The sequence below is a fragment of the Mucilaginibacter gossypiicola genome, from assembly GCF_900110105.1.
GTDB classification, from domain to species: domain Bacteria; phylum Bacteroidota; class Bacteroidia; order Sphingobacteriales; family Sphingobacteriaceae; genus Mucilaginibacter; species Mucilaginibacter gossypiicola.
The window spans coordinates 543,444-564,297 of the sequence record NZ_FOCL01000001.1 but is presented as its reverse complement, the minus strand read 5'-3'; the positions used below and the strand labels follow the sequence as shown (position 1 = coordinate 564,297).

Below are 20,854 nucleotides of genomic sequence, written 5' to 3'. Positions count from 1 at the left end.
AGATATGGTTTATTATAATCCCAAAGAATGGTTTTCATTTATTTTTAAAATAAACAAAGCGGAAACACTGCGCGAGTTATTTCCGCTTATGCTTGCGGTAGGCGCGTATGCCGGTGTTGTTACTTATTTCCTGATAGATTTTTGGCAGTTGCCTGATACCAGCATACTCAGGAAAGTGATCTTCATCCATCAAACAATAGGTTTCGTATTTTCATTATTGCTGGCATTCCGTATCAACTCGGCTTATGACCGCTGGTGGGAAGGGCGCAAGATCTGGGGGAGTTTAGTTAACAATAGTCGCAACCTCGCTATCAAACTAAAGCATCTAATCGGTGAAGATGACCTGGCCTTTTTCAATTATGCGATCCCCCGTTACGCACGGTCACTGCGTGATCATTTGCGCGACGAATACGTTCCCGAAGAACAGCCGTTTATTAGTATTGATGTCCTGAAACACGTACCTAACCAGGTAGCTTCTGAAATGATAAAAAATGTTTACCGGTTAAATAAAGAAGGTGTAATTAATCCGGAGCAATTATTTAGCATAACTGCAGAAATTACCTCTTTTACAGATATTTGTGGTGCTTGCGAACGCATCAAGAAAACACCTATTCCGTTTTCGTATAATGTATTTATCAAGAAGTTTATCTTCACCTATATCATGACGCTACCGTTTACCTGGGCTTTTGATCTGAAGTATTTTATCATCCCTATAATTTGCTTTGTGCTTTTTGTTTTTGCAAGTATTGAGTTATTGGCCGAAGAAATTGAGGATCCATTTGGCCGCGACGCCAACGATTTACCGCTGGACAGCATTTGCGATAATATCCAAAAGCATGTAGGGGAGTTGATAGGATAGAAGGCATGCTCAAAATAGCTTACGATCCGATATACGCCCATCCGCTGCCCGAAGGTCATCGATTTCCGATGCTGAAGTATGAGCTGATCCCCGCACAGCTATTGCATGAAGGTGTGATAAACAAGGATAACCTGTTTTCTCCGGATCTGCTGGCAGAAGATGTCATCATTCGTACTCATGATGAAAATTACTGGCACCAGCTTCGGGATTTAACACTACCTCCAAAGGAACAACGCCGTACAGGATTTCCGTTATCAGCGCGGTTGGTGGAGCGGGAAATAAGAATTGCTAAAGGTACAATTGATGGTTGCAGGTACGCTTTCGAAAGCGGAGTTGCGTTCAATGTAGCCGGAGGCACTCACCATGCGGGCAGTAATTGGGGTGAAGGTTTTTGTTTATTGAATGATCAGGCTATTGCGGCTAATTATTTACTGGATAATTACTTAGCTAAATCTATCTTAATAATTGATTTAGATGTGCACCAGGGCAATGGCACAGCCCAGATCTTTGAAAACGAGCCAGGTGTATTCACTTTCTCTATGCATGGTGCCAATAATTTCCCTTACAGAAAGGAGCGGTCTGATCTGGATATTCCTTTGCAGGATGGCGTAGGCGATGATGAGTTTCTTGACATTCTTAAAACAACGCTGCCTCGATTAATAGAACAACAGAAGCCTGATTTTATCTTTTACCTTTCGGGAGTAGATATTCTGGCTACTGATAAACTGGGTAAGCTTGCGTTAAGCAAAGAAGCATGCAAAGCCCGCGACCGGTTTGTTTTTGAGCAATGCATTAAACATAGTATACCGGTACAGGTGAGTATGGGAGGAGGTTATTCACCGCAGATTAAAGATATTGTAGAAGCGCATTGCAATACGTTTAAAACGGCCATTGATCTTTATTTCTAATCTTTGGCTATTATCGGTATTGCCGGTTTGATCTTGTGGCTTTTGCTAAGCAGGTTGAAGCGCGCAAACAAAAGTATAGATGCGGTACCCAGGCCAAGTACCAAACCATACCATACCCCATATACCCCAAGATTAAATTTAATGCCAAGCAGATAACCAACGGGTAAACCTATCACCCAATAAGCCAGGAAAGTAATAACCGTGGGAACATTTACATCGCCCATGCCCCTCAGTACGCCAAGCCCAACAACCTGTGCTCCATCAAATAACTGAAAGAAAGCTGCAATGATAAGTAATTGTGATGCAATAACTATTACTTCTTTATCTGAAGTAATTATCCATGGCAAAAGGTTTCTTGCCAGCGCAAATACTATCGCCGTAAAACACATAAATAGCAATACAATATGATAATTGGAGATAGCAGCCAACCTTAAATTGCGATGATCGCTTACGCCAAAGTAATTTCCCGATTTAATAGCAGCGGCAGCGCCTATACCGCTGGCCATCATATAAGTCATGGAGGCCATGGTGATAGTTACCTGATGTGCCGCCTGAGCAACCACGCCAATAGTGCCCACTAATAAAGCAGCTCCGCCGAAGGCGCTGATCTCAAAAGTATATTGCATGGCCACAGGCGCCCCGATTTTCATGATTTGAATCCCCCGCAACCTGTCGATATTCTTTATTGCGAAGTCAGTTAAATATGCTTTGAAATTCTTCGACCGAAAAACATAAACACCCATCACGGTAGCCATCAAACATCTATCAATGAGTGTGCTGTAACCAACGCCCTTAATGCCCATAGGTTGAATGCCGAACAAGCCTTTAACAAAAGTTATCCCCAATAAGATATTGATCAAATTGCCCCATATGGATATCATCATCGCCTGTTTGGTAAAGCCCAGGCCTTCGGCAAACTGCTTAAATGTGTTGAAAATAAGTAAAGGGATCAGCGACAGGCTAAGCAGGAATAGATAAGGCTTGGCTTCTTTCACTACATCCGGCGATTGATCAAGATGCCCAATAAGCAACATGGTGCCAAAGTAAATTCCGCAAAACAGGATGATCCCACTCAGGATATTGAGAAATAAGCTGTTAGACAACAGCAATCCACATTCTTTATAATTTTTACGGCCGTTATTTTGAGCAACAAGCGGTGTTAGCCCATAGGAGATGCCCATACCAATAACTAACGGAACCATGAAAAGACTGTTTACCGTTGATACTGCAGCTAACGAAATGGTGCCTGCAAAGTGCCCTACGATAATAGTATCAGACATTTGCACAAGAGTATGCCCAACATTTGAGATAATTACCGGGATAGCCAGTTTAAGGCTTTCAAGATAATAAGGCTTGTATTTTTGGTAAATGGCTCTCATAATTACTCAGGCAACAGGACCGTAAAAGTAACCATTTGGGCACACACAAAAGTCAGCAGGCTGTATAATATTCTTCCTTTTCGGTTGTATTGATCTTAATCAGGCCTGACAATATCAGGTCGACAAGTACATTCTGCGCACGGCGACGCCCAACTTTAAGTAGCTCGCTACATTCTTTTATAGTGATGCGGCCGACCTTTTCTAAATGGCCAAGCAAGGTGCTTTCATTTTCAGAATACTCAATTAAAACACCCTGATCATTTGATGAGCGTTTCAAAACCTCCAGCACAATTTTACTCGCCAGTACGCTTTTATCTTTTACACGTACATAAGCCCACCATTTACCATCTTCGGCAAGGGCATAATGCGGTTTTAGTTCGCTTGCCGGGGTATCTACAACCAGCACCAGCTTATCATCAAAATAAACTTCTTCAAAAGTTGGCTCAAGGGCCGGGCGCGAAAACAAATGCGCCGCTTTTGTTATCATGTATTTTTCTTCCTCTTCAGATTTAACACCTTTTATTGTGCCGTCATCCGATACGCCAATAAGTAACTTACCACCTTTATTATTGGCAAAAGATACCATTGTACGGGCTATCTTTTCACAACTGGTTATTGTTTTTTTAAAGTCGACGCTTACACCTTCTCCTTCAAAAATCAGCTTCTTTACGTTTGTTTTATTCATAGCCTTTTATCAGTTATCAGGGCTTAATATATGGTGTGAAAATTTCCATCCAGGTTTCTGGCCGTAAAATGGGTGAAAAACCAAACTGGCTATATAAGTTGTGTGCATCCTTAGTAGCTAACGACCACCTTCTTAAACCTTTCAGGTCGGGGTGCCTAACAATGGTTTGTACCAACCATTTAGAAAGGCCTTTGCCCCGGTGAGCAGGTAAAACAAACACATCGCAGATGTAGGCAAACGTAGCATTATCAGAAACCACCCGTGCAAAGCCAACCTGTTCATTGTTGAAATAAATACCAAAACACATAGAGTTTTCGATTGCCCTGGCTAATTTTTGTCGCGGAATGCCTTTTGCCCAGTATGACTCATTATTGAGGTAATCATAAATAACATCAACATTAAGCAGGTTTTTATCGGTTGAGATCATGAAGCCCTTTTTTTCAAAAGCTTCGTCATTCATAATTACAGTCATCAGTATAAATTATATAGTAGTATCAATAAAGTTTAAGTTGCGTACATAAACCTCAATCATGACGGATACGCATATTTCGCCATCTTTATTGTAAATATCAATAGGGAAGAAGCGAATAAATTTACCGGTGGTATTTAAAATATGCTCCGCATCGGCTATATCGCTATCCGTCAGTTCAATATTGAAAAATAAATTTGTTGCAGCAGGCTTGGTATATTTTACACTTGCTGATTTTGACCAAACTGTCAATTTATAACCTTTGTGGCTAAATATTTGATAAAAGAGCAGGGGATAAAAAGGGTCGGCAGCCGAAAATAGTGTGCCGCCAAAAATTGAGTTATTATAGTTTTTATTAAGAAAACTCTTCCTGATCTTCACCTTAACACCGCGGTAGCCTTTACTGAATTTAACTACCCAGATACGCTGGAAAAGGAGAGGAGGGTAGAAGCGCATTACCCACTTTAATAATCCTTCGGATACCACCATAGCGCTTAAAGATCAGAAAAAAATTAAACAATGACTGGCAAATGTGGATCAAACAAGCCTATGTTTAAAAATAAAAAGATAACAAAATCCAGAATTACCAGTAAACAATACCACTAAAGCTTGGTTTATAGTATGGTTCAATATAAATTGATCATTTAATTAAAAGCAAATAACTATGAAAAAGCAATTTTTAAGTTTCGCACTTGTCGCGGCAATGATTGGCGCCATTGCGACAAGCTGCAGTTCAGAAAAAAAAGCAGGCGATGGCTCTGACAGTACAAAAATGGATTCAACAAGCCAAAGCACACCTGCACCGGCCGCTACTGACACAGCTAAAACAGACACTGCAAAAAAAGATACTACCAAGCATTAGTAATTTAAAACGCATAAAAAAATCCCGGCCGGGTATTTCACCTGACCGGGATTTTTTTATGCGTTTTTCTCTTTTTTAAATTTTAGAATGCGGTTTTTATAACACCGCCGTCGGCGCGTAAAGTTGCACCATTAGTTGCTGCCGATAGCGGACTTGCAACATAAGTAACCATACTTGCAATTTCATCTGTAGTGATAAAGCGTTTTATTAATGAAGTGCCACGCACATTAGTGAAAAATTCTTTTTCTACCTCTGTATTACTTAAACCCTGATCTTTTGCTAACGCTTCAATGAAATCGCCAACACCCTCAGATAACGTTGGGCCAGGTAAAACGGTATTTACAGTAACGCCTGTGCTTTTAGTAAGTTCGGCCAGGCCACGTGCCACGGCAATTTGAGCTGTTTTGGTTGTTCCGTAATGGATCATTTCTTCGGGGATCTGATATGCAGATTCGCTGGAAATAAAAATGATACGGCCCCAGTTTTTGCTGATCATTTTATCAAAATAAGCCCTTGATAACCGCACCCCGCTTAGCACATTAACCTCAAAAAACCTCAACCAATCGGCATCCGTAATTTCGGTAAATGGTTTGGGTTCAAAAATGCCAACATTATTTACCAGAATATCGACTTCGGGCAATTGTGCTGTCAAAGCGTCAACTTGCGCAATATTTGAAAAATCAGCAGCAATTCCTTTAATTTTATTATTGCCGGTTTCTGTGATCAGTTTTTTTACAACTTCGTCAACTTTGGTTTGGTTGCGGCCATTTACGTATACAGTAGTGCCTTCGTTTGCCAATGATTTTGCAATAGCATATCCAATGCCAGCTGTTGATCCGGTTACCAACGCGATTTTGTCATTAAGTTTAAGGTCCATGATTTTATTTTTGCTTGATAACACAAGTGTAACACCGATGTTGGTTTTTAGCAGATTTTAAAATCAAAGATTGAACAATACTGACAATTGACGTGAAGTATTGAACGTCGGCAACTTAACCCTGTCCTGGTTGATACATTCTTTTTTCAACCGGCTGATAATATTCATTCAAGTTTTCCGGTACACGGGATTTGTAGCCCAAGATCTGCCTTAAGTCGTCGCTTAATCCTTCGCCAAATTCATAACCTAAAAATCTGGGGTAATCAAGTTGCTGTTTGAAAAACGGCTTGGTAAAAGCCATGGTTAAAGTTCGCCGCGTTGCATCCGTATAGTTTTTACCGGCCGCATGCCACAAATTGGAATCGAACAAAATAATGCTACCTTTTTTTGTATTAGCACGATCTGCGTTTTCATAAAAGAAATCAGCTTCCGGTTTATCATCTTTTTTATGAGAGCCTGACAAAAAAAAGGTCGACCCGTTTTCGGCAGTGAATTCATCTAAGGTGATCATCATCTGGATCATTACTTTAAAATCTCCTGTAAAGCTCCTGATGTCCCTGTGTATATTTTGCACATAAGGTTTTTCATCTTTTAAATTAATTACCGCACCTAATGAGTTGATAATGTAATTTCCCTTTAAAAAGTGCGTCATCTGATCTGCACAATATTTTCGTTCAAGAAATTTTAATGAAAATCTTTCCCTTTCAACGAGGTGGTGCAACGTGCCATTCATATTGTCGCCTATACCATTAGCAATTTGAATTTTACGCCTCACATCGTACGCAGGCACCAATGAATCCCTTATTTCGTCAATGAAGGCATCATCCAGGGCATCTTCATATATGATCCATCCATATTCATCCATTACCTGGTCAAATACGGCAAGGTCAGCATCGGAATATTTAAACTTATTTTTCATTTTGTTATTAATTAAGGTTGTCGATAGTCGTGGTTTCGGGTTCGGAAGTAGTTGCTTGTATTTTTCTGTTAGGATGACGATATAATGGAAAAAATTTAACTTCGGGATTGGCGTCAACACCTGATCTTAAAACGAGATCGTTATATGCCGATTCATCGTTAACGTAACACCAGATCCGGTCTTTTACCTGTAAGTTTGAGAAGAGCTTTTTGAAATTGAAAAGTGAATCTTCCTTTCCGCCAACGCCGCCTCCAAGATGAAAGATCTTTTTTCCTAACCGTCGTCCAATCATACTTATTTCGTCTGTTAATAGTTTACTCGGAGAAATATTCAGATAGTCGGGAGAGGTGGCCGAAAGGTGGTTTCTTACGATGTTATCCGATAATAAAATGAGTGCTCCGCATGTAAGATTCAGGCCGTCGTAAATTAAGATCAGCTTATTTTTCATGTATTCTTCGTTAAGAAGATTAATAAAATGCTGAACATCAAAATAATAGTTAGATGAAGCATTTAGCCTATCCATATTTTTATAATACATTTCGGCAAAATCTTCTATTTCCTGAATTGTATCTGCCTCTTTAATTGTAAATCCCATTTTTCGCAGGCTTCTGATTTGGCGGCCAAGTCTTTTATCGTAGCCTTTTCGTTGATCTTCTTCAGACATGGAAAGGTCAACGTACAGTGTGGTACCATTATCCTTAATGCCGCCAATGTTTTCCAACAGATGATGCTGATTAAGGAATGGATGCAATCTTGAAAAGATACAAATAGCTGATTCCTCTTTCATGAAATCGGTAAATGCAATCTTAAATTGTTTAATTATCAAGGCGGATAAGCTCTCAAGAGATTTGTTGGATAAGGGGCCTGAATAACCATACACACAGGTCATATCGAAGTATCCGGAACCTTCAATTTTTCTTTTGATGACAGGTAATGCTATAAAAACTGTATCTTCTTCATAAACAAATAAAAGCGGCTCGCCTTCATTATTTAAAGAGTGATAATACCATGTGTGAAATCCCTCGTGGGCATACGACCGGCTTATGTATTCATCCCAATCCTTTCTATTGCGTATGGTGAAACTTCGATAGTTCATAAGTGGATTTTTGATTGTTGTAAGTGATTGTTGATTGTATGCCTGGGGGAGGGCATGGGGTACTTAATCAGTCAATAACATTGACAGTTTATGGCTAATACTTATTCGGGTGCCGCCGTGGTGGCGCACAAGTTAATAGTATAACAGGAAGATGAAAGTGTAATGTAGCTTAAAGCAAGTATTTTACAGTTTCAAAAGCTTTACGTAACCGGAAACGGCCTAATTCAAATAGTATATATCTTTTAATATATAACAACAAGAGCATTTTCTTTTGCATTCCGCGATAATGAAAACGCCTGATGATCAGGTTAAAGTCGCTAATAACCATTTCCATTCTGGCTTCATTTTTTATCATGCTCCAAATGCCGCCAACGTGATTGCGATAACAGCTCATAACCTCGGGCATTACATATATTTTACGCCCGGTATTAAAGGTGGCGAAAAGTTTAAAAAACTTATCAGCTGCATAACAGCTCGTATACCATTGTTTTTGAAACAATTCGTGCACTTCGGGGATATTGTGATAAACAACAGTGGCAGTTTTAGTTTCCACCTGGCGCCCAACTAATAAATCATGATAAGTATACTCAAGCGGCACTGGATTTGGCTCAATATTTAGTGTGTTATTGTTGATATCAATTACTCTTGTATAGTGGCAGCAAATAACATATTCCGGGTTGTTTTCCAGGAAATCGACCTGTTTTTGCAGTTTTTGAGGGCTTGTCCAAAAGTCATCACCATCACAAAGGGCAATGTATTTTCCTTCACATGCTTTAATGGTATTAATGGTATTTAAATGAGCCCCGCGGTTTTTTTCCGGGTATATGATCTTGATTTTGTCGGGATATTTTTCCTTATATGATCTCAGGATCTCCGTTGTGCCGTCGGTTGAACAATCATCGCCAACAACAATTTCATATCGAAAATTTGTTTCCTGCATTAGAAAACTCTCAATAGTTTGACTGATAAAATCTTTATGGTTATAAGTTGTACAGCAAACGCTAACCATTAAGTTCTGATCTGTTATCATATAAAAGGTGAAATTTATTTGCAGAAATATTATAAATAGAATTTTAGGTTCGCATGCCTGGTATAATTAAAAACTATAGCAACTGGCATGTATTTCGGGTTATGGCACAATGCTTCGCCAATTGACTCACATTTTTTTCAATTTGATCGGAAAAGGTCTATTATTTAAATAGCTTTTAATTCAACTGAGGTTCGATCAAAAATCAATAATTACGAGTCGGCTATTACAGCAATTTTGCTATGTCAAATATATTTAATTCATGTTTATCAATAGCCTGCATCACTTTATTGACCCTTAAATTGTAAACTACTTTTCAATTACTTTACATACATGTGCATGCCTGTAAATATTATATGTATACCCGTGCAATTCTATATAAGTTCAAGCCGAAACCAAGAATACCACGTGAAATTGAGTAAAAAATATTATTCTCATAATTAACATTATGTTAAATAGTAGTTTTAAAAGAAAGGCCTTTTTAAAGGCCCCTCTTATTTATGATATATCCTCGGATATTATTGATTAGCCGGCAATGCGTCGATCTGCGCTTTTAATTTTGAAGCGTTTGCGTCGTCTTTAACCCCTAAATAATAAGTTCTCAAGTTTTGCAGCGCATCAATTGATTTTGGCTGAAGTTCTACAGCTTTTACCAAATAAGGTTTAGCTTGTTCAAACTGAGCTTTAGCTTTGGCGATTGCAGCATCGTATTCCTTTTGTTTATTGGCAGGTAATTTATTTGCTGCGTTATAAGCATCAATTGCCGGGTTAAGGATTACATAGCCGTAATTTAAGTTAGCCTCGAAATAGTTAGGATCAATTTCTAATGCTTTCTTATACATTTCTCCGGCTTTAACATAAGCTTCGGCTTTTGAAGCGGCTAATTTAGCTTTTGCAGCTGCATCTTTAGTAGCACCAGCCTCTCTTGCATAATTATCAGCTGTTTGAGAGTAAGTTAAACCAGCATAATAATACAGAGTTTTGTTTTTGGGATCATTTGCTAAAGCAGCCTGGATTTTATCGGTAACTTCCTTTTCTTTTCCTGTTTGCAGGCTGATTTCAATTTCGCGTTTACGTAATTCGCTGTTTGCCGGATATTTGCTTACGCCTTCAGATACGGTTTTAAGTGCACCTGCGGTATCTTTACTTGCAAGGTACAATGATGAGAGATCAAGATAAACACCGGCATTTTTTGAATACTTGGTAGTTACCAGTTTGCTGTAATTTGAAATTGCAGCTGGGTAATTTTTTCCGTTTGCAGCTGCAAGGCCTGTATAATAGATAGCATTTGTATCTTCAGGCAATACGGTACGGTAAAAGTCAAATGACTTATAAGCAAGATCATATTTACCGCTTGAGTATTCCTTTACACCCTTTGTTAATTGATATTGGGCAAGGTTTAAATATGCTTCATCAATCATTTTTTTGTTTTCGCCTTTAGTATCAACCTCTTTAGCTTTCTTTAAAGCTTCTTCGGCTGTAGTAAATAGCGGTAATGAAGTAGTTGGCACAGTGTCCTGAATAGCTAACGCTGAATAAATTGAGCCTTTTACAGCATAAGTAAGCGGTAAAGTAGCGGTTTTTTCATTGGCCGAGGCTTTGTCAATTGATTCTTTGGCGGTAGTAAGGCTTTTGCCTGCCATTGATGCCATTGCCGGCTGGCCCCTTAAACCCGAATATTTTTCATATTCTTCCTTTGCGGTATTTAACTCACCTTTTTGTGCAAAAGCTGTTGCTGAAACTAAGCCTAACAGGCCCGCCATCAAAAGTTTGATTTTCATGATTATTATTGATTGGTTAACTGTTTTAGTTTATTGTTTATTCTGTCTAACTGATCCTGGTTGTTGGTTTTGGCGTAAGCCAGTTGCAAAGCCTGCAAGCTATTGACGTTGTTGGGCGAAATTTCGTTAGCCTTTTCAAGCCATTGTATAGCACGTCCCAGGTCCTGAATGCTCCTCTCCCCTTTTGTGGTTGAGCTTTGTTTTAAATATAGTAACCCTAAATTAAATACCGGGTCAAAGTATGTTCCGCTTAGTTCAATGGCATGTAAATAAAGAGACTCCGCCTGATCAAATTTATCTAAATGATCATAGCAATTAGCTGCCACAAACGCAATATCGGCGTTATTTGCATTAATATCAAGCAATGGGCCAATTAAGGGCTCTAAGGCTTTATAATTTTTTCTATTGTTGTAAATATTGGCTTCGTCGAGCAGTAAAAAACGATCGTTAGGCAAGATTTTTCGGCCTTTCTGGAGTATTTGTAGCGCCTTAGTAGTATCGCCCAATGATTTGTAGATATTTGATGCCGTTTCGATATACTCGGTACGGCCACTGTCAACCTGCAGCATGGTAGTATAGTACTTAGCGGCATCCTGCAAATTACCTGCTTTGTTGTTTGCGAAAGCAATATAAGTATTAATCTGGTTCATTCCCGGAGCATACTTTTTAGCATTTTCAAACGAAACTCTGGCATTGGCAAAATCCGAATTATTTACAGCTTCAAACCCTTTTCTGATATAGACATTAGCCAAACACCGCTTGGTGTAATCAAGTTCAGACTGGTATTTGAAAATCTTGCCCATGCCCGATAACCTGTCAACCAATTTGGTTGTTTTATCCAGCATGTCCGCGGGCATACCAAGTTTGTTTAACGAATCGATATACAGGATACTTGAGTTTACGATAGCCCTGTACAAGTTCTTTTCGATATCAGCCGTATCCGACTTGGTAATGATCAAACTATCTGCAGATTTTTTGGCCGCGGCCAAATACTTCAGGTCGTTTTTCTGCTTATAAAATGCCAGGTTATTTACCACAACCTTCAGCGCTTCTTTTTGTGCGAAGGCAAAGGTTGTAGTAAAACTTGTTATTAAAACCGATAAAATGATCTTGCGGTAGTGCATATTTTATTATTCTGTTGTATCCTCAGTTGATGGTTCTGCGCTATTTTCAGCTGTATCTCCGTCGCCTTTATTTTCGGCTGCGGTGTCAGTGCCTTCAGCATTTTCATCGCCTTCTTTTACTTCTTCATCTTCGTCATGCTCAATTTTGGCTACTGAAGCTATCTCGTCATTGTTTTTAAGCGTGATCAGCCTTACACCCTGTGTGGCACGGCCCATTACCCTTAATTCGCTTACAGCTATACGGATAATAATACCTGATTTGTTAATGATCATCAGGTCTTCCTTATCTGTAACACCTTTTATAGCTACAAGGTTTCCTGTTTTTTCAGTAATATTTAGTGTTTTTACACCTTTACCACCGCGATTCGTAACACGATAGTCTTCAATATCGGTACGTTTACCATAGCCTTTTTCTGATACTACCAATACGGTTGTTTCAGCATCGTCAATAGCTATCATACCAACTACTTCATCGTTCTCATCATCAAGCGTAATACCACGAACGCCCGTAGCCGTACGTCCCATAGGCCTTACTGTCGACTCATTGAAACGGATAGCACGCCCTGATTTAAGTGCCATTACTATTTCGCTGCTACCACTTGTTAAGCTGGCTTCGAGTAGCGAATCACCCTCGTTAATGTTGATGGCATTGATACCATTTGAACGTGGGCGTGAGTAAGCCTCAAGTGAGGTTTTCTTAATGGTACCTTTCTTGGTACACATGATAATGAAGTTATTTTCAAGGTAGTTCTGGTCTTTAAGCGAGATTAGCTTAATGTATGCCTTGATATTCTCTTCTTTCGGAATATTAATGATATTCTGGATTGCACGACCTTTTGAGGTACGTGTGCCTTCTGGTATTTCAAATACCCTGAGCCAGAAACATTGACCAGATTCGGTGAAGAACAACATATAGTTGTGATTTGAGGCAATAAGCAGGTGCTCTATAAAGTCTTCATCACGACTATTGCTGCCGATAGCACCTTTACCTCCCCTGCTCTGCCTGCGATATTCTGTAAGCGGAGTACGTTTGATATAGCCTTCGCGCGAGATTGTAATTACAACGTCCTCGTCCTCAATGAAGTCTTCGGTTTGCATTTCGGCAGATGAGTGAACCATTTCGGTACGGCGCTCATCACCATATTTCTCCTTAATTTCAAGTAACTCATCCTTAATGATCTGCATCCTTAAACCTTCGTCGCTCAGGATGTTTTTTAAATGTTCGATGAGTTTCATTAAAGCTGCATATTCATCTTTGATCTTGTCACGTTCAAGTCCTGTTAACCTCCTTAAGGTCATGTCAAGGATAGCGCGTGCCTGGATATCAGTTAAACCAAAGGTGGTCATTAAACCTTCCCTTGCTTCATCTGGCGTTTGTGAAGCACGGATCAGGCGGATAACTTCATCAAGATGATCTAAAGCGATCAACAATCCTTCAAGGATGTGTGCGCGTTTTTCCGCTTCATTAAGCTCAAATTTGGTACGGCGTACCACAACCTCATGACGGTGCTCAACAAAATGATGGATCAGATCCTTCAGGTTCAGCAGCATTGGCCGGCCGTTAACAAGAGCGATATTGTTAACACTGAACGAAGTTTGAAGAGCGGTATATTTAAATAGGTTATTTAATACGATTGCAGCATTAGCATCGCGTTTGATTTCATAAACAACGCGGATACCTTCACGGCTCGATTCATCGCGAATAGCTGATATGCCTTCCAGTTTCTTTTCGTTAACTAATTCGGCAGTACGCTCGATCATTAAAGCTTTGTTTACCTGGTAAGGTATTTCGCTAACAATGATACGTTCACGCTCGCCATTGTAGGTTTCAATTTCTGCACGTGCGCGGATCACAACCCTGCCACGACCTGTTTCCAGTGCTTCGCGTGGGCCATCGTAGCCGTAAATAATGCCACCTGTAGGAAAATCAGGGCCTTTTACATATTTCATTAACTCAGCAACCTCTATCTGGCGGTTATCAATCAATGCAATAGTAGCATCAATAACTTCCGAAAGATTGTGTGGGGCCATATTGGTAGCCATACCTACCGCAATACCCGAAGCGCCGTTAACCAACAGGTTAGGGAATTTAGATGGCAATACAGTTGGCTCCTGTAGCGAGTCGTCAAAGTTTAATTGATAATCAATGGTGTCCTTGTTGATATCGGCAAGCATCTCTTCGGCAAGCTTTTGCAAGCGTGCCTCGGTATAACGCATTGCCGCTGGCTCGTCACCATCAACAGAACCATAGTTACCCTGGCCTTCAACCAACAGATAGCGTAAGCTCCACTCCTGGGCCATACGCACCATGGTATCATATACCGATTTATCACCGTGCGGGTGATACTTACCCATTACCTCACCCACAATACGGGCAGATTTTTTATAAGGCTTACCGTTGGTAAGTCCCAGGTCAAGCATACCGTAAAGCACGCGCCTGTGTACGGGTTTCAGTCCATCGCGGACATCGGGCAGCGCCCTGGAAACAATCACTGACATTGAATAATCAATGTACGCCGATCGCATTTCCTCATCAATATTTATCGAAATTATCCTGTCTTCTGCGTGTGAATTATCGTTTTCTGTTCCTTCAGCCATTTTTGATTATTTGTAGAACCTTCTCTTATAATTGCGTGTTAAAATTGATTTTTCAACGACCTGCGAAGTTAAAAAAATACTTGGGATTGCACCAATTTAGTAACAATAAACCATGCTGCTTATTGCTATAAAGCCAACAATTTTGTTACGTTAATCAGGGTTTATTTAAGTTTTACCCAGTAATCTTCAACCCTGTTGCCGTTGGGTAAAACAGAAAGCAATTTAAGCGTGTCGTTACTGATTGTGTAGTTGTACTTTATGGTTTTGTTAAGCAGCTTTGACTCCTGCATGCAGTATGTTTGGGTTTCAAAGCAGGTATCATCTTTTAACTGATAGTCGCCCTTTTCATAAATCTGGGTACTCTGCCCTTCCTCAATCACTTTGGCTTTATAATGCTCGTTGTCATAATCCCGTTGTAGTTTGTAAGCTGTGGGGGCTGCATCAAGCTTGCCGTTAATTATGCCGCCGCGATATTCCCAACTGCCTTTCAGCGGACTATCGGCAAAATGAAAAGAGCATAGCAGCAGTATAGCGGCTACAGGTAAAAAAAGCTTTTGCATAGATGATGTTTGTACCGGGCTAAATTTCGATTATACCCAGTTAATACCTTTTTTTAGTAAAGATAGTGTTTTTTCCTCTTCACTGCCAGTTACCGGATGATAGTCATAAACCCATTTGGCCGTAGGCGGCAAGCTCATCAATATCGACTCAATCCTGCCGTTTGTTTCCAATCCGAATTTGGTGCCGGCATCATAAACCAGGTTAAATTCGGCATAACGGCTGCGGCGCTGGTATTGAAAAAGCTGCTGCGCTTCTGTGAATGATTTATCCCTGTTGCGGTTCACCAGTTCGGTATATATTGGTGCAAAAGAGCGACCAACCGTTTTTGAAAACTCAAAGATATCCTCCCAGCTCAACTCATCATTAGCGGTGAGCCTGTCGTAAAATATGCCGCCTATGCCGCGGGTTTCGTTACGGTGTTTGATGAAGAAGTAATCATCTGCCCATTTTTTAAAACGGGGATAAAAATCGGCATAGTATTGATCGCATGCAGCTTTTAGGCCGGCATGAAAAAAACGGACATCATCTTCAATGACGTAATGTGGGGTCAAATCAATACCCCCGCCAAACCAGCGAACAGGTTTTTGACTGTCGCCCATGGTAGAAGGCATTTCAAAATAACGGATGTTCATGTGAATGATAGGCACCAATGGATGGTTGGGATGGATCACAATAGATACACCGGTAGCAAAAAAATCGTCCTGCTCAACCTGCAGCGCACGCTTCATCGTATCAGGCAAATGACCATGAACCGCCGAAAAGTTAACCCCGCCCTTTTCAAGGATATTGCCATTCTGAATAACCCGGGTACGGCCTCCGCCACCACCCTCGCGCTCCCAAAGCTCCTCTTCAAATTTTGTTGCGCCATCTAATTGTTCAAGTGCGGCGCAGATCTCATCCTGTATTTGCTTATAATCTTCGGCTATTTGTTCTTTGCTGATCATAGGCTGTAAAAGTAATGAATTTTGGGAATTGCCATGGATGGCCTTTTTGTTAACGCCGGAATGCACACTTCTATATCCAACAGGCAATAATAGAAAGTGTTCAACTTTTTTAGGTATGAACACCAGATAAAAATTAACTATCTGATAGTCATCGTTTTAAATGTTCATTATTTTACCGTATAAAATACAATTAGCTGATAATCAGTGCTTGTATTTTTCGCTTTATGATAAACGGAGCATTTTGGAACACGCGTTTTTAAAAAATTGAACACCTGGCTGGTTTAGCTTATCTCAACATAGTTCAAATCCTTACCAAAAGTTTCTTTTAACTGGCTTAAGGATAACAGAGCCACCGCGGTGAGTATGCCCATCATGATATACCCAGATTTAATATACCCATATTTTGCATTGAAAGCATTAAATGCTACAGTTATAGGGATTAATGAGCCGCGTACAAAGTTAGGAACGGTAGTAGTAACTGTTGAGCGGATATTGGTGCCAAACTGCTCGGAGGCGATAGTGACAAATGTTGCCCAGTAACCAACCGTACAGCCCATGAAAAAGCTTAGTACAGCAAATTTTTCAGGAGTAATGCCATAGCTGCTTAAATAAAAGTGAACACTAACTAATGATATAATCAAAAATACAGCCATGGTTAATTTTCGGGACTTGGTAACCTGGGCCAGCAAGCCAGCAACAATATCGCCAATGGCAATACCTATATAACTGTAAAATATACCGTCACCTGGCTTGATAATAGTTTTGGCACCTAACGCAGCACCAAACTTATCCGAAAAACTGATCAATACACCTACCACATACCAAAGCGGTGCGCCTATCAGAATACAGAACAGGTATTTTTTTAAGCGTTCCCAATTAGTAAATAACATGATCATGTTGCCTTTGGATACGTCACTGTTCTCGACATTTTTGAACATGCCCGATTCAAAAGTACCAACACGGAGCAGCAACAATAAAATTCCCAAGCCACCCCCTACAAAGTATGCATTGCGCCAGCCAAATTTAGCTACCGCATAAGCAGCAGTGGCGCCAAACAAGCCAATAACAGCAACCATCATGGTTCCGTAACCGCGGTTTTCCTTGCTCAACGTTTCGCTGACTAAAGTAATACCTGCCCCAAGCTCGCCTGCAAGCCCCAGGCCTGCAATAAATCGTACAATGGCATAGGTATTTACGTCATGAACCAGGCCATTGGCAAAGTTGGCGATAGAGTAAAGCAATATCGAACCGAAAAGCACTTTAATACGGCCCAGCTTATCGCCTATAATACCCCATATGATGCCGCCAAGCAACAAACCAAACATCTGGATGCTGATAATGAACTGGCCTTTGTCGGTTATTTCCTGTGCATTTAAGCCAATATCTTTAAGGCTGGGAATTCGTACTATCGAAAAAACCAAGAGATCATATATGTCAACAAAATAGCCCAGTGAAGCAACAAGAACTAAGAAAATAGCATTCCTTGTAACTTTGGCATTGGTAGCATCGGTCATAAACTATAAAAATTGGTTGGCTAATGTAGGAGATTTACGCAGATAAAAGCAAAAAAATGAGCACAAAAAAACCCCTGTTGAAGCAGAGGTTTTGTGAGTAAATGTTGTTCAATAACTTTATATATTTATACCTTTTTCACGTTAACTGCCTGTAATCCTTTTCTTCCTTCTTCAACATCGTATGTAACGCTGTCGTTGTCCTTTATAGCATTTACGCCGCCCTGAACGTCTTTAAAGTGTACAAAAAGATCTTTACCTTCTTCGGTAATTATAAAGCCATAACCTTTCTGTGTGTTAAACCATTTTACTTTTCCAGTTTTCATAATTATAATAATCGTAATAAAAAATTCGTGTTAAGATCAACTAAAACCAAACTGAAAAATAAAATAGGTTTATATGTTCAGAAGGAATAGATATCCCGCTTCCCTCAAATATATAAAATTATTAAATAAACCAAATAAAATTATTTATTTGGTTGCGGTGTCAGGCGCAAATAAGGTTTAACTGCTGTAAAACCCTTTGGAAATTTGGCAGGGATATCTTCAGTTTTAATTGCAGGCACTACAACTACATCCTCCCCTTCCTTCCAGTCGGCCGGTGTAGCTACGCTGTAATTAGCGGTTAACTGCAGCGAATCAATCACCCTTAAAATCTCCTGGAAATTACGACCGGTTGATGCAGGATAGGTAATGATCAGCTTAACTGCTTTATCAGGGCCTATAATGAACAATGAACGCACCGTTGCATTTACCGAAGCATTTGGGTGGATCATATCATAAGCTTCAGAAATTTTACGGTCTTCATCGGCAATGATCGGGAAGTTAACTTCAACACCCTGTGTTTCGTTAATATCCTGGATCCAGCCGTGGTGTGACTCTACCGAGTCAACGCTAAGCGCTAATACTTTAACATTACGTTTGGTGAACTCGTCTTTTAAAGCCGCAGTTTTGCCAAGTTCGGTAGTACATACAGGCGTATAATCACCAGGGTGCGAGAATAATACGCCCCAGCTATCACCTAAATATTCGTAAAAGTCAATTTCGCCTTCTGATGTTTTTGCCTTAAAGTTCGGTGCTTTATCGCCCAGTCTTAAACTCATAATTGATAGATTTTTGATTGTAATTTTATACGACTAAGTTACTATACATTCCTAAACAAATGCAAACAAACTTTAAATAATCATATTATTTACGCCAACATTACAAAGGCTGTGTTGTTGAAGTTTGAAATAAACAAACAGCTATCCATGAGCAAACACACCTATGATACCGGAATAATTGGCAATTGCGCCTTTTTAGCCCATATTAATAAAAACACCAATGTAGACTGGCTTTGCTGGCCGCGATTTGACAGTACCTTTATTTTTGGCGGCTTGCTTGATAAAGATAAAGGAGGCGAATTTTCCATTCGCCCGGAAGGCGAATTTACTACACAGCAGCATTACCTTGAAAATACCAATATTTTAATTACTGAAATCAGTCCTGAAAGTGGCGGCAAATACCGGATAACCGATTTTGCACCACGCTTTTACCAACATCAGCGATATTATAAACCACTGATGCTGATCAGGAAAATTGAAGCTATTGAAGGCTCGCCGAGGATCATTGTTAAATGTGAGCCAGTATCCGAATACGGCGCCATTAAACTTAGCGTGAACCGCGGCAGCAATCATATCCAATACCAGGGCGGCGAAGAAAACATCCGCCTTACCACCAATATTCCGGTCAGTTATATTTTTGACGAGCAGGCATTTGTGCTTAACGAAACCAAATACCTGGTCATGACTTATGGTGAACCGCTTGAAGCCCCGCTTATTAGTACTGCCGATCGTTTCCTGGCCGAAACAGTGCAATACTGGCGCACATGGATCAAGCACTCATCAATTGCCACCTATTTTCAGCCATTTGTTATCCGCTCGGCCCTGGCCCTTAAAATACATCAATTTGAAGATACCGGCGCCATTATAGCAGCAAGTACCACCAGTTTACCCGAATCGCCGGGAAGTGGCCGCAACTGGGATTATCGCTATTGCTGGCTGCGCGATACCTACTATGTAATAACCGCGCTAAACCACATCGGTCATTTTGAAGAGATGGAAAAGTATTTCAGCTATGTTACCGACATCACTTTTTCAGAAATGGAGCGTTACCAGCCGCTTTATGGCATTACCGGTAAAAAGGACCTTGTAGAAAATGTTTTAAGTGATTTGGCAGGATACATGGGTAACCAGCCGGTACGCGTTGGTAATCAAGCCTCTGAACACATACAAAATGACATTTACGGCCAGGTATTGATCTCCCTGCTTCCATTGTATACAGATCATCGTTTTGTGTTTTCAGAGCGTAAGGATTCGGTACATTGGGTTGAATTTTTGCTAAACAAGATTGAACATACCATCGACGAAAAAGATGCAGGAATATGGGAGTTTAGAAACATGGCTAATATCCACTGTTACAGTAACCTGTTTCAGTGGGCAGGCGCATCTGCCGCCGAAAAAATGGCACGTACTATCCAAAATCAGGAGCTGATTGATAAGGCGTTATCTCTGAAAGAGCGCGCAGCTGCACATATTGAAAGTTGCTATGATCCCGTGAGGAAAGTTTACACCAATTCTGCCGGAAGCAGTAATCTTGATGCCAGTACTTTACAGCTTATTATGATGAATTATCTTGATCCCGCTTCGCAAAAAGCAAAAGATCACTTAGCTGCACTGGAGAAAGAGCTAAAAACACCTAATGGATTATTTTACAGGTATTTATATGCCGATGATTTTGGTAAACCGAAAACTACTTTCCTGATCTGCGCATTTTGGTATGTGGAGGCGCTGGCGGCTGTTGGCAGGTTAGATGATGCCCAGCGAGAGTTCGGAAACCTGCTGCAATATTCTAATCACCTGTTGCTGTTTAGTGAGGATGTTGATGAGGAAGACGGCAGCCAATGGGGCAATTTCCCACAGGCTTACAGCCATGTAGGATTAATGAATGCCGCTTACCGGATTGCTATGAAATTGGACAGGCCGATATTTTTGTAAGGGTTTGATCTCCTTTTATGTAAAATTAATAGCGAATAAGCCTTACGAAGTTTTAAAAACTTCGTAAGGCTGGATTGCACTGTTCAAGTTTCCTTAGGGTCTATAGCAGAGGCCTCTTAGGCTCACCGGGTTCTAAACATTTGCCAGGATATTCGAAACGGCGAATTAACCTGGCGCATACATCAGGGTCCTCTGCGAGAGACCCTGATGGGACAATAAT

General features: G+C 40.3%; 20 protein-coding genes. 4 read left to right on the top strand and 16 right to left on the bottom strand.

Annotated elements, in window-relative coordinates; translation table 11 throughout:
• The first annotated feature begins 4 nt into the window (after window positions 1-4).
• Together BMX50_RS02220 and BMX50_RS02215 are read left to right on the top strand one after the other, a co-directional pair.
• On the top strand, window positions 5-859 hold the full coding sequence (locus BMX50_RS02220) for a bestrophin family protein (protein WP_091207048.1): 855 nt from the start codon (window positions 5-7) through the stop codon (window positions 857-859).
• Between the two features lie 5 nt (window positions 860-864).
• Complete coding sequence (locus tag BMX50_RS02215; protein WP_091207046.1) at window positions 865-1,767, top strand: histone deacetylase family protein; 903 nt, start codon at window positions 865-867, stop codon at window positions 1,765-1,767.
• Here BMX50_RS02215 and BMX50_RS02210 read toward each other — a convergent pair.
• Genes BMX50_RS02210 through BMX50_RS02195 form a run of 4 tightly spaced genes read right to left on the bottom strand, consistent with a single transcriptional unit; the run spans window position 1,764 to window position 4,789 of the window.
• Window positions 1,764-3,146, bottom strand: a complete 1,383-nt coding sequence (locus BMX50_RS02210) for an MATE family efflux transporter (RefSeq protein WP_091207043.1) — start codon at window positions 3,144-3,146, stop codon at window positions 1,764-1,766. The genes BMX50_RS02215 and BMX50_RS02210 overlap by 4 nt on opposite strands.
• Window positions 3,147-3,198: 52 nt before the next feature.
• On the bottom strand, window positions 3,199-3,831 hold the full coding sequence (locus tag BMX50_RS02205; protein ID WP_091207040.1) for an AlbA family DNA-binding domain-containing protein: 633 nt from the start codon (window positions 3,829-3,831) through the stop codon (window positions 3,199-3,201).
• Between the two features lie 16 nt (window positions 3,832-3,847).
• Window positions 3,848-4,303, bottom strand: coding sequence for a GNAT family N-acetyltransferase (locus BMX50_RS02200; RefSeq protein ID WP_091207037.1), 456 nt, complete (start codon window positions 4,301-4,303; stop codon window positions 3,848-3,850).
• Window positions 4,304-4,312: 9 nt separating this feature from the next.
• Complete coding sequence (locus BMX50_RS02195; RefSeq protein WP_091207034.1) at window positions 4,313-4,789, bottom strand: DUF4442 domain-containing protein; 477 nt, start codon at window positions 4,787-4,789, stop codon at window positions 4,313-4,315.
• A 175-nt stretch (window positions 4,790-4,964) separates the two neighbouring features.
• On the opposite strand from BMX50_RS02195, the gene BMX50_RS02190 reads away from it, so the two are divergent.
• Window positions 4,965-5,162, top strand: a complete 198-nt coding sequence (locus BMX50_RS02190) for a hypothetical protein (protein WP_091207031.1) — start codon at window positions 4,965-4,967, stop codon at window positions 5,160-5,162.
• A gap of 82 nt (window positions 5,163-5,244) precedes the next feature.
• On the opposite strand, the gene BMX50_RS02185 is transcribed toward BMX50_RS02190, so the two are convergent.
• From BMX50_RS02185 to BMX50_RS02130, 12 genes are all read right to left on the bottom strand, one after another.
• Window positions 5,245-6,039, bottom strand: a complete 795-nt coding sequence (locus BMX50_RS02185) for an SDR family NAD(P)-dependent oxidoreductase (RefSeq protein ID WP_091208570.1) — start codon at window positions 6,037-6,039, stop codon at window positions 5,245-5,247.
• A gap of 115 nt (window positions 6,040-6,154) precedes the next feature.
• Window positions 6,155-6,958 carry a phytanoyl-CoA dioxygenase family protein gene (locus tag BMX50_RS02180; protein ID WP_091207028.1) on the bottom strand — a complete coding sequence of 268 codons (804 nt, stop codon included), beginning with the start codon at window positions 6,956-6,958 and terminating at the stop codon, window positions 6,155-6,157.
• Window positions 6,959-6,965: 7 nt separating this feature from the next.
• Window positions 6,966-8,054, bottom strand: coding sequence for an Ntn hydrolase family protein (locus tag BMX50_RS02175; protein WP_208864623.1), 1,089 nt, complete (start codon window positions 8,052-8,054; stop codon window positions 6,966-6,968).
• Window positions 8,055-8,223: 169 nt separating this feature from the next.
• Window positions 8,224-9,084: a glycosyltransferase family 2 protein gene (locus BMX50_RS02170; protein WP_091207026.1), complete on the bottom strand. Its 861-nt coding sequence runs from the start codon at window positions 9,082-9,084 to the stop codon at window positions 8,224-8,226.
• A 515-nt stretch (window positions 9,085-9,599) separates the two neighbouring features.
• Window positions 9,600-10,862 carry a tetratricopeptide repeat protein gene (locus BMX50_RS02165; RefSeq protein ID WP_091207024.1) on the bottom strand — a complete coding sequence of 421 codons (1,263 nt, stop codon included), beginning with the start codon at window positions 10,860-10,862 and terminating at the stop codon, window positions 9,600-9,602.
• Between the two features lie 5 nt (window positions 10,863-10,867).
• On the bottom strand, window positions 10,868-11,986 hold the full coding sequence (locus BMX50_RS02160; protein WP_091207022.1) for a tetratricopeptide repeat protein: 1,119 nt from the start codon (window positions 11,984-11,986) through the stop codon (window positions 10,868-10,870).
• Window positions 11,987-11,992: 6 nt separating this feature from the next.
• Complete coding sequence (gene gyrA / locus BMX50_RS02155) at window positions 11,993-14,584, bottom strand: DNA gyrase subunit A (RefSeq protein WP_091207019.1); 2,592 nt, start codon at window positions 14,582-14,584, stop codon at window positions 11,993-11,995.
• 161 nt (window positions 14,585-14,745) lie between these two features.
• Window positions 14,746-15,144: a hypothetical protein gene (locus tag BMX50_RS02150; protein WP_091207016.1), complete on the bottom strand. Its 399-nt coding sequence runs from the start codon at window positions 15,142-15,144 to the stop codon at window positions 14,746-14,748.
• Between the two features lie 30 nt (window positions 15,145-15,174).
• Window positions 15,175-16,089: an oxygen-dependent coproporphyrinogen oxidase gene (gene hemF, locus BMX50_RS02145; RefSeq protein WP_091208567.1), complete on the bottom strand. Its 915-nt coding sequence runs from the start codon at window positions 16,087-16,089 to the stop codon at window positions 15,175-15,177.
• Window positions 16,090-16,370: 281 nt separating this feature from the next.
• Window positions 16,371-17,603: an MFS transporter gene (locus tag BMX50_RS02140; RefSeq protein WP_091207013.1), complete on the bottom strand. Its 1,233-nt coding sequence runs from the start codon at window positions 17,601-17,603 to the stop codon at window positions 16,371-16,373.
• Window positions 17,604-17,728: 125 nt separating this feature from the next.
• Window positions 17,729-17,926 (bottom strand): cold-shock protein, encoded by a 198-nt coding sequence (locus BMX50_RS02135; protein ID WP_091207011.1) that lies wholly within the window; start codon window positions 17,924-17,926, stop codon window positions 17,729-17,731.
• Between the two features lie 140 nt (window positions 17,927-18,066).
• Window positions 18,067-18,702 (bottom strand): peroxiredoxin, encoded by a 636-nt coding sequence (locus BMX50_RS02130; protein ID WP_091207009.1) that lies wholly within the window; start codon window positions 18,700-18,702, stop codon window positions 18,067-18,069.
• Window positions 18,703-18,849: 147 nt separating this feature from the next.
• On the opposite strand from BMX50_RS02130, the gene BMX50_RS02125 reads away from it, so the two are divergent.
• Entirely contained in the window at window positions 18,850-20,634 is a 1,785-nt protein-coding gene (locus BMX50_RS02125; RefSeq protein WP_091208564.1) for a glycoside hydrolase family 15 protein, read from the top strand.
• The last annotated feature ends 220 nt before the right edge of the window (window positions 20,635-20,854 follow it).